We start from the raw sequence: 15,859 nt of genomic DNA, 5'->3' as shown, positions 1-15,859 counted from the left end.
ATTACAATTCATGATCATATTTCAAAATCTTATCCCGACTTACAGAGTTAATTTTTTTGAATACTTAAGAAGTAAACCAGAAGATAAAATAACAATATTTTCTGGTCAAGATTCTTTTGACCAAACTGTGGTAGCTGATAAAAATTTTATTGTTAATCATGAATTAAAGAATAGCTATTTATTTAAAAGAAAGCTTTTAATCTATAGAGGAATATGGTATACTTTGTTTAAAGTTGAAGTCTTAATATTTGAACTTAATCCCAGAAATATTACAGCATGGATATTTCTAATAATCAGGAAATTTTTTAATCTTAAAACTGTTTTATGGGGACATGCCTGGTCAAGATCTGGTAAAAATTCAAAATCAGAGTTCCTTCGTCATTTTATGAGAACTCTAGCTACGTCTATAATAACTTATACAGAGAGTCAAGCAGAAGAATTAAAAGGGAAAATGACTAAAAAGGATATTAAATCGTCATCTAATGCTATTTACTTTAAACATCAGATGTCTACCGATATATCAACTGATAAAAAAAATATTATTTACGTAGGTAGATTAGTAGTAGAAAAAAAAATTCGTTTTTTATATCTTACATTTAAAGAAATACTTCCTGAGCTGCCAGACGACGTTAATTTAGTTATTATAGGGTCAGGTCCAGAAAAAGAGTTCTTAGAAAGAGATATTTTAAAAGAAAAATTACATAATAGAGTAGCATTAATAGAGCCACTATTTACTTATGATGATTTAAAAAAATATTATGATAATTCTTTAGTAAGCGTTTCTCCAGGCTATGTAGGTCTTAATATTATTCAAAGTTTTAGCTTTGGAGTTCCAATGGTTTTTAGTAGGTCTGAAAGCCATAGCCCTGAAATTGAGGCTGCAATTGAAAACCTTAATTCCATATCGTTTGAAACAGATAGTATAAAAGACTTCAAAGAATGTTTATTAAATATATATTTGAACAAAAATTACTGGATTAATAGACGTGAAGAGATATTAGTCGAATGTAAAAATAAATACAGTATAGAGAGAATGGCTCAACCATTTTTAGATTATTTAAACTGATGAAGTGGAAAGACATATTCTTTATTTTTTATTTAGTGTTAAGCTTTTTTCATTTCTATAGCTTTACGCCTAATAATTCTTTCATATTCCTTCTTTTTACCCTTCATTTTGCCGTGTTAACCTCAATGTTATGGTTTCACATATATTATGAAAAGGGTTATAGCCCATTTCTGTCTACATTCTTAGTTTTCAACTATCTGTTTTTTTTAGTAGCACCTATGTCACAAATAACAGAATTAGTAGACCCTAATACTCCAAATATTTTCATTCATAAATTCCCATATAAGGAACCTCTAATAATCAAGACATTATTTCTTATAATTTTGTTTAACATTTCTTTTTTTGTTTTCTATTTAAAGTTCTCTAGCTTATTCAATATTTCAAAAAACACACAAATTCTCAAGGATAGTATCTCTAGACGAACTACTCCTATAACTGTATTTGTTTGGCTCGCTATATCTCTTATAATATTTATTACCCAGTTTCAATTTATTATTGATGAATTAAATAGACCGTCATGGCAACCCTTAGAAGCCTCAGTAGTCGAGATTCTTTTTAAATCTAAGATTCTTTTAGTATTTCCTTTATCTGGAGTAATTCTAACAGCCAAAGCTTTAAAAGGCATTCAAAAGATAGACACTAAAATTTTATTGTGGTTTGCGTTATTTTCTTTCTTTATCCTTTTATTATTTTTTAAAAATCCTTTAGTTACTAAAAGGCATGAATTAGGACCTATTATTTTCATTTTAATATTTTTATTTATTCCTCGCTTAATTAACTCAAACACTAAAATCATGGCGATGATTTTTCTTGCTATGATGGTAGGTTTTCCTGTTGCTCAATTACTTACACATATAGATTATGGTTTTTCACAAATTATATCTAAACCTTCTTTATTGTTTTCAGAAATAGATAAAGGTGTGTTGACAAATGGATATTATAGTCTTAATTATGATGCCTTTTTGAACATAGGAGTAGTAATAGAACATGTTTCTAATAAAGGTATTAATTATGGTTATCAAATGCTTAGTGGCCTATTCTTCTTTGTTCCTAGAGCTATATGGACATCTAAGCCATATTCATCAGGATTAGTAGTAGGAAACACACTCAGGGATGAATATGGTTTTAATTTTACTAATCTTTCTAATCCTTTTATTTCTGAAGCTTATGATAATTTCGGGATGTTTGGCCTAGTGATTTTTTCCTTTTTCTTAGTCTACGCCATTTTCTTTTTTAAAAATTGGTTGCTTTCTAGCAACCTATTAAAAAAATGTTCAGCTATATACTTTGCTATGCATTTATTAATGCTATTAAGAGGAGATTTTACTAACGGGATGAGTTATCTAGGTGGCGCTATTATTAGTATCTATATACTACCTACACTCGTGGAAAAATTTATAGATTTTTTCTTATTTGCAAAAGTGAAAAAAATATTTAACTAATTTTTTCACTAACCCCTAGAATTTCAGTGTTTATTTTATCTATCAAACTACTACCTGTTTTGGAACTAATTTTTCGAACAAAAAACTTATCTGAGTTTGATATTTCTTCCCAGTCATTTAAGTCATACCATTTAGTTAATGACTTGTCAATTAGGTAAATACTTGTGTATTGATACAAACCTCTACCTTTATACTCACTTTTTCCTTGAGAAAAATCCTTAAATTTAGAGTTACCAATTATGGTATGAAAGTAGTGCTCATCAGCAGCCATGGTAAATTTATTCATCTCCCTGAACCAAGGGTTATTCTCATGATAATTGTAAATATATTCACAGCAATTCATTGTGATGGCACACCAGGTATGTCCTGTATATGGAACTATCTCTTCATTCCAATAATTTTTAAGTTTCAATTGATTGAGTAAAAATCGTAGGCCTCTATCTATTGTTTTTAAAAATTTGCCTTGATAATTAAATAATGGTTCTCTAAACCATTTTTGGTATACTAGTTTACTATAATGTTCTGGACTATCTTTCATATCAATAAAGTTTATATATTCCTTTTCTGGATTAGAAGTCAATTCTCTATAGATATTTTGTACATTTTTTATGGGATAACATGTTCCTGTCTTAAAAACAACATGAGAATAATCGTTGCCACTTTTTAAAACATCTTTTATCAGGTTCATTAATGCATCTACCATTGTAATCCCAGCCCAAGCAACAGATACTCTATCCTTAATAAAAAAGACATTTTCCCTATCGATCAAATCATGAAAACTCTTGATATCAGATTTCAGATCTATGTGTATATAAAAATCTGCATTATAATTAAGAGCATTTATGATTTTATTTAAATGAATGGGATCATCATGAGCCATTACCGCATACGCTAGTTTTTTCATCTTTTTCATTATTCACATTAATAGTTTAAATCAAAGATATGCTAGTTGACAATATTATTCTTTTGTGACAAACGTTAATAAAATATAGTGTCTTTTATTAAAACTTGATTGACTTTATAAGGTCTATAATAATACAAATATTAAGTATCGTTAATTACAAATGATTCTAATATTTGAAAACATGCTAATAAATCTATATAATCGTCTAAATTTGATTAAGTATTTCCATTATTTAAATTAAAACGATTAACAAAAAATATGTCTGAAAATAAAACAGAAAATCTTATCTATTATCTTTGTTTTATAGCTTTTGCATTTCCATTATTACCAAATTTCCTTAGAAATGTACTTATGGCATTGTTAGTCATAACTGTTATAATTAGCTATTTCAGTTCCAAAGTAAATAAAAATATTAATGTCAAACTTATATTTTTAGGTTCCTCACTTTACCTCACTTATTTATTAAGTATGTTCTGGACGGATAATATAGACTTAGGGCTTAAAAAACTTAGTACTGGATTACCTTTATTGGTTTTTCCAATAATAGCAGGTTTGCTTTCCAAAGATGTTATAAATAGACTTAGGAATAAAATCCATTACCTCTTAGGGATATATGCAATTTCTGTTTTATTAACATTTATTGTTTTTTTCTTAATCTTCATAGATCATTATGGGTATTCACTTGTTCAACATTTTCCTACTGTAATCAATAAAGATTTAGGCCCGTATAACATACATCCTATATATATGAGTATGCATGGTGCTGTATCAATAATCATATCTCTGTATTTATTACATAAAGTTGATTTTAATAGATGGCAATTATTACTTATAATCTTATGCGATATACTTATAGTATGCTTTATGCTTATTTTAATTAAAAAAGGGCCTATCATATCTATGGTTATATCATCAGCATATTTGGTGCTTGCGTTGAAGAATAGAAAAATTGTTTTAATACTCTCAATTTTGACTGCTATTTTGACGTCTGTGATTATATTTCAACCTAAAGTTAATAGGAAGTTTTCAGAATTACTGAATATTAATAATGCTAATAAAACAGAACTTACTTCAACAAACATTAGATTAATTATTTATGATTGTGGAAAGGAATTAGTGCCAGATGCTGGTTTATTTGGCTTTGGAGTTGGTGACACTAGGGGGAAGTTGTTGGACTGTTACGAATCTAAAAATCATGAATTATTAAAAAGTAAATATAATTCACATAATCAATTCTTAAGTATCATATTAAGAAGTGGATTTCTTGGGCTTTTTTGTTATTTACTTTTCTTGTTATATCTGTTTATTAGATCTCTTTTCTCAAAATCTTATTTAGTAATTGCAATTCTCGTTTTTTATACATTAGTAATGTTATCCGAGAATATCTTAGAAAGAGAAGATGGTGTCGTTTATGTAAGTTTTATTACTTTAATACTCTTTGTTTTATTTAATTATTCAAATGTAGAAAAGATAACTTACCATGGACAAAAATAAAAAGGTGTTAATTATAGGGCCATTCCCAAATCCTATCACTGGCCTCAACCTTGCAAATCTTACGGTAAAACATCTTTTAGAAAAAAGCAATCATAGTGTTAGAACGATTGATATGGAAATTAATCGTGAGCTAGATAATTCCATAGGAAAATGGAAATGGTATAAATTGAAGATATTCATTATTTATCTAGAAATTTATAAAATATTCAACTCACATGTGATTTATTGTACCATAGGTCAGTCCTTTTTGGGTGTTATTAAGTACGCACCTTTTGTTATTATGGCTTCGCTATTGCGAAAGAAGAAAATAGTCCATCTCCATGGTAATGCATTAAAAGAAAACTACGCACAATTCTCTAAATTTAAAAAAGCCTTAGCTCGATTTACTCTTCAAAGGTTTGATAAAGCAATTGTTTTATCAAAATCACTAAAACATAATTTCATCCCTTTTTTAAGTGCAGAAAAAATTGTGACATTACATAACTTTATAAGTTTAGAACCGCATAGCTATAAGAAAGAAACTCTTAATAAAGATTCAAATATCTTGTTTTTGAGCAATCTTCTCCCGGCTAAAGGTATCATCCCTTTCCTTGAAGCTGTTGAAATAGTAAGCAAGAAACACTCAATTAATGTTGCCGTTGCAGGAATACCATCACAAGATCATCCAGAAATTATGGAAATGATGGAGCGTTTAAAATTTGTTACCTATTATGGTAAGGTAAACGGTGCTGAAAAAGCAAATCTTTTTCAACAAGCTGACATTTTTTGTTTACCTACACTTAATGAACATGAAGGACAACCATTAGCCATTTTAGAAGCATTTGCAAGTGATTGTTATGTAATTGCTTCAGACGTACCGGGAATATCAGATATTTTTTCTGATAAAAATGGTGATTTATTATGGCCAGTAACGTCATATGATTTATCACTATTAATGGAAAGCGCAATTTTAAACAAAGAGAAAGTAGATAGTGTGAAAAAGTACAATAAAAACATGGCGAAAAACTTCACTATCAAGGAATTTGGAGAGAAGCTTTTACCTATAATTTGCCATGATGAATTTAAATAAGAAACACATCACATTCATAGGTCTTAACTATGCACCAGAAGATACTGCAATAGGTTTGTATTCTACTCAAATGGTAGAAGCACTAATTGATGCTGGTGCACAAGTAAACGTCATTACAGCCTTTCCTTATTATCCACAATGGAAAATCGCTCAGGAATATCGAGATAGGCCTAACTACATTCAAGAAGATCATAAAGGAGCAAAATTGTATCGTTACAAACAGTACGTGCCAGAAGAACCTACGTTTTTAAAGCGTGTAATTCATATTTTAAGTTTTACTAAAGGGAGTTTCTTCAACCTGAGAAAGATTAAGCATACAGACCTTGTAATTTCTATCGTGCCGTTTACAGCTAGCGCCTGGTTAGGTAATTACCATGCTAGAAAACACAAGGCTCAAAACTGGATTCATATTCAGGATTTTGAATTTGACGCAGCATTGCAATCAGGACTTTCTAGTGGTGGTAAAAAGTTTATTTTTAAATTTTTATTTGGTCTTGAACGTCGCATTTTCAATAAAGCAAATGTTATAAGCACGATCAGTCATAACATGATTGATAAGTTAAAGTCCAAAACTAGCCAGCCTACTTATTATTTACCCAACTGGATTGATGAGAGTCAGGTAAATCCAGCTACGTCAAAGCAGCACGATTATCTTAAAAGTGATAAATTTAAACTTCTTTATAGTGGTAATGTAGGTGATAAGCAGGATTGGGATTATTTTATCGCTTTCGCGAAAGCGTTACCACAACAGTTCTATGACATTATTATAGTAGGTGCTGGTGCAAAATACCAGCAATTAAAAGAAAACATTCAACAAGAAAACATCAATTTCTACGATCCAGTACCTTTTGAAGAATTATCAGATTTACTTTGTAGTGCAGATGCTCATTTCTTATTTCAAAAGACAGAAGTGCTCGATACGGTAATGCCTTCAAAATTATTAGGAATGATGGCTAGCGAGAAGCCATCGTTAGTATTAGGAAATGCAGCAAGTGAGGTAAAAACAGTTATGAGGAATGCAAATGCAGGTCTTTACTTTTCAAATCCAGACATACCAACTGCAATAGACGAGTTAGAAAAATGGCGTGGCGACAAGGAACTTTGTCATTTAATAGGTAAGGACGCCCGTAATTATGTGATGATACATTTCTCCCGGGAGGAAATTTTAAGTAAATGGCTGTTAGAATTATACAAATTGTAGTAAGCGAGTTTTCACCTTACTTGTTGCACTTCATAAGTAGGAATAAAACCTATTCATACTTTTCAATAGTAAGGCTGGAAGGAATTATATAGACATCATTTTTAATAGGAGTTGCTGCTTCCCATATCGGGCTTTTTGTATTTGATTCACTAGGCCCTAGTATAATAGATAATCTAGTATCGTTGATACTTACGCTTACCGTGCATCGATACCATCCATTATCTAGATCCTGTATTTGTGCTTTAGAAAAAGTAAACTTGTCTGTATAAGTGAGTACTTCTTTGAGCTTGTTCTTTTTAAGATCAAAGACCGCATCTACTCTATTAGGATATGTAGATTGTAATCTTAGGGCAAAAAGATCACTGTTTTTAGCTTTTTTCACAAGGATGGTAGCTCTATAATATTTATTGGGATCAATCCTTAAAGGCTTATTAGAAAGATAGCTTGGGTGAGTGATACTATTTCTTTCTAACTTATAAATAGCTCCATTCTCTAGGCTATCTTGAGTCTGTTCAAAGTTAGAATGTATTTTTAAAAGGTCTGTAGCTTTTGCTACATATATGACTTCCCCTTTTGTAGGTAGTATAACCTTTTCATTATTATAAGTATCTATATTAGGTTGAAGATTAAAGGCTCTTTTTAGATAAGTTACCAGAAAATTAGTAAACTTTTTACTACCCTCTTTATTCAAATGTGAATAATCAGAATAATCTTCTAAAGTCAACCCTATGTTTTCAATGTATTGATTTGTATTTAAATAAGGAGCATTTTGAGAATTAAATAACTGTTCTAAATACCTGAACTTCCCATAGTCCTCAGAGTTATAAACCATATTTATTGCTGGTGGTGTTAGAAAGAGATATTTTATTTTATTGCGTTTACATTCTTTGATGATATTTAAAAGTATTTTTTCATTTTTAATGCCTAATGACGTCACTTTAGAAGTGATAACTTCATTTTTAAACTGTTCGGCCTTTTTGAGAAAATCTTTTTTTCCTATTTTTTGACTGTAACTAAGTATGTGCTCATCGTTAAAACTGAAACCATCAGCATCGATTTCTTTGTAGTATTCTAGTGTGCTTTGAGAAGAGCCAATTTCTTCACCTAAGTTTTTATGAAATCGTATCGTGCTGCTTAACGCTTTAGGATAATCCTTAGGTTCAAATAATGTTGATAAGATATTAAAATAATCACTACTATAATCTACTTCGTCTAGCGCCGCTTGTTGTAAAAAAGACCAAGTGTCTCCACCGGTAGTTCTAAATTGATTAGGGCTTATATTAATTACTAGCAACTTTTTTGGATGGCTTTTTTTAGTTCGCACCACTTTTTTAATTATTTCATTAGTAATAAGAAACTGTTGTGCAGAGCTACCTAAACATATACTATTAGAATTGAATACGGAGTCAATGATCTCGCTATTATAAGATCGCTGTGATAATGAATTCCCGAACATCATAAAATCAATATCTTCACCACTTTCAAATACTTTAGAATTAGTATAATGCAGTAATTCTTCATGGACTATCAGTTGATCTATTATTTTAATAGTAATGATTAATAAAATTAAAAGAACAACGGATTTAATATAAAACTGCTTCATAATTTTAAAATTGGAAATAAATAAATTGAGAAGTATCTTGATCGCCGTATACACCATAGATTATCACCATCATTACTAGGGACAAGTAGGCTATCCATCTAAACACCATAGGTTGTTGATTTAGAATAGATACAGCATTTTTTCTTTTATGAAAAATTTCAAATCCACATAGAGCGATTATTGCTATGATCAAAGCTATAAACTCATTTCTATCAAGACCTAGTTCATATAGGCCATCTGTAAATATGATGAAGTAATTATCCAGTGATATAGTGCTTATTAACTGCAAAGCTTCTGGCATATTGTTAGCTCTAAAGAAAATCCATCCTACAGTTACTAGTGAAAAGGTAATAAAAGAATAAAATAATTTGTTAGAAATGTTACTCTTTGATAATCCCAGAAACTGTTTAATTTTAATTCTAAAATCGCTGGTGTATTTTTCTATCACGATAAGTATTCCATGAAATGCTCCCCAAACGATAAATGTAGCAGCAGCACCATGCCATAAACCACTAATGAGAAAGACTAAAAAGAGATTAAAATACATTCTAATAGATCCCTTTTTACTTCCTCCTAGAGGGATATAAACATAATCTCTAAACCAGGTGGACAGAGAGATATGCCACCTACGCCAAAATTCAGTGATCGACTTTGAGAAATAAGGACTATCAAAATTTTTCATCAAATCAAATCCTAACATTCTTGATGCGCCTATTGCTATGTCAGAATAACCAGAAAAATCACAATATATTTGAAAGGCAAACATAACTGAAGCGATAATAACTTCTACACCATAATGATCACTTGGATTATTAAAGACTTGATTTACTAATATGGCTGCTCTATCTGCAATAACCATTTTTTTAAATAATCCAAAAAGTATCAATAACAACCCAGATTTCACCTTGTTATATTCAAACTTATGAGTTATTAAAAATTGAGGAAGTAAATGAGAAGCTCTTTCTATAGGACCAGCAACCAGCTGAGGGAAAAAAGTAACAAATGAGAAGAAAGCAAGAACATTTTTAGTAGGTTTTAATTTCTCTCGATACACATCAATTGTATAACTCAAGGTTTGAAAAGTATAGAAACTTATTCCTACAGGTAGTATAATGTTTAAAGTAGAGACTTCTATTTGATTTCCAAAAAGAGAATAAGCTTCTTTAAAAGATTCAATAAAAAAATTGAAGTACTTAAAGTAAACTAACAAACCAAGGTTTGTACAAAGACTAATGATAAGCAGTAATTTACGTCTATCAGGTTTTATAGAATTATGGATGAGTAGACCGAGAATATAGTCTACTACAGAGCTGAATAAAATAAGAATTAAAAATCTCCAATCCCACCAACCATAAAAAATATAGCTAGAGGTTAGTATTAATATATTTCGATAAGTAGTATGCTTTGCAACAAGCCAGTACAAAATGAATATAATGGGAAAGAAAATAGCAAAATCTATAGAATTAAAGAACATAAATATAGTTTGAATTATATAGTTTTACTTGAGTAGTATATTTCATGTTTGAAAGACGAATATAATCATCTACATAATTAAAAAAGGAATCCTTTGTAATTTCATCGGTTTAATGACCAAATATTTTACCTTAGCCCTACATGGACCAACAAGAACTTCTTTCTTTACTAGCACTCAAAAAAGCACCGTTAATAGGTGATATTATGGCCAAAAGGTTGATCAGAACCTTTGGTAACGCGACTGGAGTTTTTGAACAGCAATACAAGGATATCGCAGCAATAGAAGGAATAGGAGAGAAGAAGGCTCAATTTATAAGAAACAAAGACGGTCTGTTTGCAAAAGCAGCAAAGGAGCTGGAATTTATAGAAGAGAATAAAATAAAGTACCGTGTTTATTATAATGAAGATTATCCAGAGCGGTTAAAATATTGTGTAGATGGACCTATCATCTACTTTGAAAAAGGAAAGATAAACCTCGATAATCCATACACGCTGAGTATAGTCGGTACACGACAAATTACGAGTAATGGAGCTGCGTTTTTAGAAAAATTTATTGCAGAGATAGCACCTTTAAAACCTATCATAATTAGTGGTTATGCTTATGGAGTCGATATTCTAGCGCACAAAATGGCGATAGAACACGGTTTACAGACCATTGCGATCATGGCACATGGATTAAATCAAACCTATCCACGCAATCATGCCGCGCACAATGAAGAGATGTTGCAAAACGGTGGTTTTATTACCGATTTTTGGCATACAGATAACTTTGATCGCAAGAATTTCTTGGGTAGAAATAGAATCATCGCAGGAATGAGTGAGGCGACGGTGGTTATAGAAAGCGCTTCAAAAGGTGGTTCACTAGTCACTGCAGACCTTGCTTGCGGTTACAATCGAGAGGTGTTTGCAGTTCCAGGTCGTGTGAATGATAAATATGCCATAGGTTGTAACGAGTTGATAAAACAGTCTAAAGCACACATGCTCACAAAAACTGCCGATGTTCCCTACATTCTAGGATGGAAAGAACGCGACGTAGCGGTGCAAAAACAGCTCTTTGTAGAACTTACTGAAGACGAAAAATTGATCTACCGCTACCTGAAAGAACACAAAGAAGAATTACTAGATTTAATTGCTCTTAAAATAAACATACCAGTCCATAAAGTAGCCTCTTTACTCATGAGCATGGAGTTAAAAGGTGTCGTTAAACCTTTGCCTGGAAAGCGATTTCAACTGGTATAAAAAGAGAAATTTTATTCATAGGTGAGGACTTAAGTCCGCACATATGAATAGATAAATACAATTAGATTGAATAAAAATTTCAAACAAATTAAAGAAGACATCTACGATAATTGCGGTCTCAAGCTATCTCATTATCAAGAAGAGAAAGAAAGCAAAGAATACGAAGCCTGTACCTTTCAACTTAACGAATTAAAAATTATTTCCAGAAGTTCTAAAATCACTCCTAAAAAAACAGGTCAGTTTGTGACCTTCTGGAAACGTCAAGGAGCTGGACCTATAGCACCATTTGATGACACAGACTCTTTTGATTATTTTGTGGTCAATGTAAGAACTGAAGTTAAATTAGGGCAGTTCGTATTTCCTAAATCTATTCTTATTAAGAAGGGAATTATCTCAACAAGTAAAAAAGAAGGTAAAAGAGCGATACGTGTATATCCATCTTGGGATACTCCATTAAACGCTACTGCAATACGTACTCAAAAATGGCAGCTGGATTATTTTGTAGATCTAAACAACTCCAGCGAAATAGTAATACTAAAATCGCTCTATGGTATTACGAATTAAAGCTTTTTAAAATTGACATGCCAAGTATTTGTCTTGGCATTGTCTAATTTCTAGATGAGAAGTGTAAAGTAAAAAACGACCTCTTCATTGTGAAAAGGTCGTTTCTGTCATCAAAACAGGCTCGTCATTAGGCACAAGCCGGTTTTGTTAAGTCGTTTCATTATTTTTTAATTCTAGATTAGAATAATCCTACATATTATTTTAGTTTCAATTTAAAGAAATGTCTTTTAGGACAAAGGATGTTTACATCAGAGTAAACAAATCAAAAATCTGATATCGTTAATCTCCAATCGTTAATCATTTTGCCTCTTTCTAATTCCCATCAAGAAACTTGACATCTCTGGTGTTTTTTTGCACGGCTATAGAAGCAAAAAGACTTAGCAAAAAGGACATTCCATAGAATCCTTTCTCACTTAAAAGTAAGTCTGCATTCCACAACCCTATAACCAGCAGTACGATAGATGCGATGGTGACAAACCAGCTTATACCGTAATACATATCGGTCACGGCCAGGCCTTCTTGTTTATCTCTCACGGCTTTTTGCACTGATATTACAGAGAATAAACCGAAGAGCAGGATCACAAAATAGTACCCTTTTTCATTGAGCAACATCTCTGCATTCCATAACCCTATACAGTAAGAAACCATTCCTACTAACAGTGCTGTCCACGATGCGGCTATAAATGCTGCTGTCGGTTTACCAGTAAATGCTTCTGTTGTTTTAACTTCTTTTTTTTCGGTGTTGTAATTAACTTGATTTTCCATGTTGTTTTGTTTTGATGCTGCAAATATGTGATGAGTTCGTACTTGTAAATAACCTACTTTTACCCAATTCATACGATTGAAAAGTATTTAGTTAAGCATAGACTGCAGTAAAACAACAGATTAAGTTTTTTATATGAACGATTTAATTAGGCTTATTAATTCATTTAATAGCGATGAGGTGAGTGCTTTTCTCGCTTTCGCGAAAGCGAGAAACCAACGTACCGATGTAAAGAACATAGCATTATTCCAATTCATACAACAAGGTGCAAGAGTAGATCTCGATATAAAAATCTATGGAAAACCTAATAAAAACGCCCTGCACGCTCTCAAAAACCGTTTAAAAGAGAGCCTTATAGATTTTATAGCTATAAATGGTTTTGCCAGTGAGTCACAAGAAGAGATGCAGCTTTTTAAACTGGTTCTAGCAGCTCGTATATTCTTAGAGCGTGAACAGTATAAATTAGGTTTTAAAACGCTTAAAAAGGCCGCTTCTATGGCTATTGCGTTAGAATCTTATGTAGTCCTGCAAGAGATTTATTATACTCAGGTTCAATATGCGCATTTAAATGATGTGATGTCGTTAGAAGAAACGATAAAAGCTTATCAAGAAAATGAAAAACGATATCTAGCAGAATCTAGACTGGTGATGGCCTATGCAACGGTGCAAAAAGCATTAAAGACACATCCTGTAAATGTTTATAAGGTCATTAAAACACAGTTAGATCTTTTCCAAATTTCTATAGATCAACACCTTTCTTTTAAATCTCTATATCAATTAATGAATATCGCTACAGAAGCGGCAACTTTAAAGTCTGACTATGCTGGGGTTTCTATTTTTATAAATCACATCTATGATATAGTAGAGTTGAAAAAGCAGCAGGCGGCAAAGCATTTGTATTACCATTGTGAGATATTATACCTCATTGCTGGTTCTTGTTTTAGAAACAAAGATTTTAATAGGTCTCAATTATTAATAAACGAGTTAGATCTAGAGATCATAAAACAAAAAGGGAGGTTCAAAAAACAATTTGAAGAGCGTGTATTACTTCTCAAAGCGCTCAATTATAATTATACAGGTAATGCCGCAAAGGCGATAGAAGAGGTGAGTAGCTTTAAAAAAAATTCTTTAAGAATACGACTGGCACATGCCACATTTTTATTTCAACAAGAGCAACCTCAGGAGGCGAGACGTGTTATAAATTCATTTATGCATAGCGATGTGTTTTATGAAAAAAAGGAAAATCTATTGTGGGTGCTCAAGAAAAATGTTTTAGAAATATTGATTTATATGGAACTCAATCAGCCAGATTTGGTTGAATCCAAGATGCGTAGTTTTAAAAAGAAATTTAGATCGCGTTTGCTCGAGTTAAAAGAAGATCGTGTGCTGACGTTTATGAGTTTATTACGTTTATACTTTGAACATCCTTTTCATATTACAGAAGATTCTTTTAAAAATAAAGTCACTGCTGCATTTACCTATAAAACAGTAGATCGAGAAGATATTTTTATCATGAGTTTCTATGCTTATCTTAAAGCAAAAATGGAAAATAAAAGCATTTACAACGCCACGTTAGAATTGGTAAATTAATGACTAGATGTAGTCTCAGGGAATAATGTAACATAGCTTGTGACTTTTATCACCTTTTCAATACTACTTACTGCGTTACTTTTGTACCATGGAATTACAACAAATCATAAAAACAGCTACAGATAATTCAATTTCTTATCAAGAATATCGTGATCTAGTAGCAACACATACCGAGAACAATACCAACACAGGTGCTGAGGTTACTGAAGCGCTAGCTAATTATACGATGCTTAACAACCAGCGTATGAAACGTCTGGATAAGACCATGAAGATTCTTCCCGAAAATCAAGAGTTCTTATCGGCATTTGATAAAGAAGTGTATTTCTTAATCATTACAGAAAGCTGGTGTGGTGATGCTGCACAAACGATGCCTATGATGAATAAAGTGGCGCAAGCTGCAGGTGTAGATCTAAGAGTCGTTTTAAGGGATGATAATCTAGATTTAATGGATGAGTTTCTAACTAATGGAGGTCGTTCTATAGCAAAGCTTATTTTAATAAATAAAGAGACAGGTTTACCAGTTACTACATGGGGACCACGACCTACGACGGCTACACAATTAGTTGCAGATGAAAAAGCAACAAAAGGTGTCCTCTCTCCAGAATTTAAAGAAGAACTACAAAACTGGTACAACAAGAACAAGGGAAAAGATACAGAAAATGATCTTTTAAATATGTTGAAAGCTGTCTAAAAAGAATCTCTTCCCTCTATCAGCAAATGAGAACTCATAGAGGGAAATAGTTGTTTTAGAAATCTATTACCGTTAATTTTTAACAAACATTTTCTTTTTGTTTTAATCATTAATTCTTTTATTTGTACGTACAAATATTATACCTACAACATTATGAATATACTTAGAATAGATAGCAGTCCGTTAAAAGAAGCGAGTGTAAGTCGTGGACTACTTGATGTGTTGCAAAATAAATTAGAATCTCAAGGACATGAAATAACTAGTAAAAGAGATCTTTACTATGACGATAAAGTTACCTTAGGTAGCCAAGACCGTTACATGGGTTATTTCACACCGGCAGATCAACAGTCAGACGCTCAAAAAGCAGCAGTCGCAGGTAGTAATGAACTAGCACTAGAATTTGCCGCAGCAGATGCTTACATTATCGCAGCACCTATGTATAACTTTGGTGTTACTGCAGGTTTAAAAACTTATATCGATTTAATTTCTAGAGCAGGAATTAGTTTCAACTACCTTCCAGAAGGTCCTGTAGGTCTATTGAAAGATAAAAAAGCATACGTAGTCGTTTCTACTGGTGGTACTCCTGTAGGAAGTGAGGTAGACTTTGTAACTCCATACCTTAGAACTTTCTTAGGCTTTTTAGGCATTACAGATGTCACTTTCATTGCAGCAGATCTCGCCAATGTAAATAGAGAAGAAAGTATTGCAAAAGCTACACAACAAATAGAAGCTCTTTAAATAACTGATAGAAATTAATTAT

The 15,859-nt window shown here is 31.7% G+C and carries 14 protein-coding genes; 10 read left to right on the top strand and 4 right to left on the bottom strand.

Going from position 1 to position 15,859, the window contains the following annotated elements; genetic code table 11:
• The first annotated feature begins 10 nt into the window (after positions 1-10).
• Positions 11-1,066: a glycosyltransferase family 4 protein gene (locus tag ACJJVJ_RS10005; RefSeq protein WP_405370092.1), complete on the top strand. Its 1,056-nt coding sequence runs from the start codon at positions 11-13 to the stop codon at positions 1,064-1,066.
• Between the two features lie 218 nt (positions 1,067-1,284).
• Complete coding sequence (locus ACJJVJ_RS10000; protein WP_405370091.1) at positions 1,285-2,508, top strand: O-antigen polysaccharide polymerase Wzy; 1,224 nt, start codon at positions 1,285-1,287, stop codon at positions 2,506-2,508.
• On the opposite strand, the gene ACJJVJ_RS09995 is transcribed toward ACJJVJ_RS10000, so the two are convergent.
• On the bottom strand, positions 2,501-3,412 hold the full coding sequence (locus ACJJVJ_RS09995) for a beta-1,6-N-acetylglucosaminyltransferase (RefSeq protein ID WP_405370090.1): 912 nt from the start codon (positions 3,410-3,412) through the stop codon (positions 2,501-2,503). The genes ACJJVJ_RS10000 and ACJJVJ_RS09995 overlap by 8 nt on opposite strands.
• Before the next feature lie 258 nt (positions 3,413-3,670).
• Between ACJJVJ_RS09995 and ACJJVJ_RS09990 the strand changes: the two genes are divergently transcribed.
• The 3 genes from ACJJVJ_RS09990 to ACJJVJ_RS09980 are packed head-to-tail and all read left to right on the top strand — an operon-like array spanning position 3,671 to position 7,176.
• On the top strand, positions 3,671-4,906 hold the full coding sequence (locus ACJJVJ_RS09990) for an O-antigen ligase family protein (protein WP_405370089.1): 1,236 nt from the start codon (positions 3,671-3,673) through the stop codon (positions 4,904-4,906).
• A complete protein-coding gene (locus ACJJVJ_RS09985) occupies positions 4,893-5,975 on the top strand; it encodes a glycosyltransferase family 4 protein (RefSeq protein WP_405370088.1) in 1,083 nt (360 codons plus the stop codon). Before ACJJVJ_RS09990 ends, ACJJVJ_RS09985 begins: the two co-directional genes overlap by 14 nt.
• Positions 5,962-7,176 (top strand): WcaI family glycosyltransferase, encoded by a 1,215-nt coding sequence (locus ACJJVJ_RS09980; RefSeq protein WP_405370087.1) that lies wholly within the window; start codon positions 5,962-5,964, stop codon positions 7,174-7,176. The genes ACJJVJ_RS09985 and ACJJVJ_RS09980 overlap by 14 nt, the downstream gene beginning before the upstream one ends.
• A gap of 49 nt (positions 7,177-7,225) precedes the next feature.
• Here the strand turns inward: ACJJVJ_RS09980 and ACJJVJ_RS09975 are convergent, their stop codons facing one another.
• On the bottom strand, positions 7,226-8,779 hold the full coding sequence (locus tag ACJJVJ_RS09975; protein ID WP_405370086.1) for a hypothetical protein: 1,554 nt from the start codon (positions 8,777-8,779) through the stop codon (positions 7,226-7,228).
• Between the two features lie 4 nt (positions 8,780-8,783).
• A complete protein-coding gene (locus ACJJVJ_RS09970; RefSeq protein ID WP_405370085.1) occupies positions 8,784-10,253 on the bottom strand; it encodes an MBOAT family O-acyltransferase in 1,470 nt (489 codons plus the stop codon).
• Positions 10,254-10,393: 140 nt separating this feature from the next.
• Between ACJJVJ_RS09970 and dprA the strand changes: the two genes are divergently transcribed.
• Both dprA and ACJJVJ_RS09960 read left to right on the top strand, forming a co-directional pair.
• Entirely contained in the window at positions 10,394-11,491 is a 1,098-nt protein-coding gene (gene dprA / locus ACJJVJ_RS09965; RefSeq protein ID WP_405370084.1) for a DNA-processing protein DprA, read from the top strand.
• A 66-nt stretch (positions 11,492-11,557) separates the two neighbouring features.
• On the top strand, positions 11,558-12,055 hold the full coding sequence (locus tag ACJJVJ_RS09960; protein ID WP_405370083.1) for a MepB family protein: 498 nt from the start codon (positions 11,558-11,560) through the stop codon (positions 12,053-12,055).
• A 312-nt stretch (positions 12,056-12,367) separates the two neighbouring features.
• Here the strand turns inward: ACJJVJ_RS09960 and yiaA are convergent, their stop codons facing one another.
• Entirely contained in the window at positions 12,368-12,820 is a 453-nt protein-coding gene (gene yiaA / locus ACJJVJ_RS09955; protein ID WP_405371247.1) for an inner membrane protein YiaA, read from the bottom strand.
• Between the two features lie 133 nt (positions 12,821-12,953).
• Here yiaA and ACJJVJ_RS09950 point away from each other — a divergent pair, with 133 nt between their 5' ends.
• The 3 genes from ACJJVJ_RS09950 (at position 12,954) to ACJJVJ_RS09940 (ending at position 15,837) form a co-directional block, all read left to right on the top strand.
• Complete coding sequence (locus ACJJVJ_RS09950; RefSeq protein ID WP_405370082.1) at positions 12,954-14,408, top strand: hypothetical protein; 1,455 nt, start codon at positions 12,954-12,956, stop codon at positions 14,406-14,408.
• Between the two features lie 88 nt (positions 14,409-14,496).
• Positions 14,497-15,099, top strand: coding sequence for a thioredoxin family protein (locus tag ACJJVJ_RS09945; protein WP_405370081.1), 603 nt, complete (start codon positions 14,497-14,499; stop codon positions 15,097-15,099).
• A gap of 153 nt (positions 15,100-15,252) precedes the next feature.
• Complete coding sequence (locus ACJJVJ_RS09940) at positions 15,253-15,837, top strand: FMN-dependent NADH-azoreductase (RefSeq protein WP_405370080.1); 585 nt, start codon at positions 15,253-15,255, stop codon at positions 15,835-15,837.
• Positions 15,838-15,859 lie beyond the last annotated feature (22 nt).

Source organism: Nonlabens sp. Asnod2-A12, from assembly GCF_045063745.1.
Lineage (GTDB): Bacteria > Bacteroidota > Bacteroidia > Flavobacteriales > Flavobacteriaceae > Nonlabens > Nonlabens xylanidelens.
Note: the sequence above shows the minus strand (reverse complement) of the source record. Positions and strands in the feature narration are given on the sequence as shown.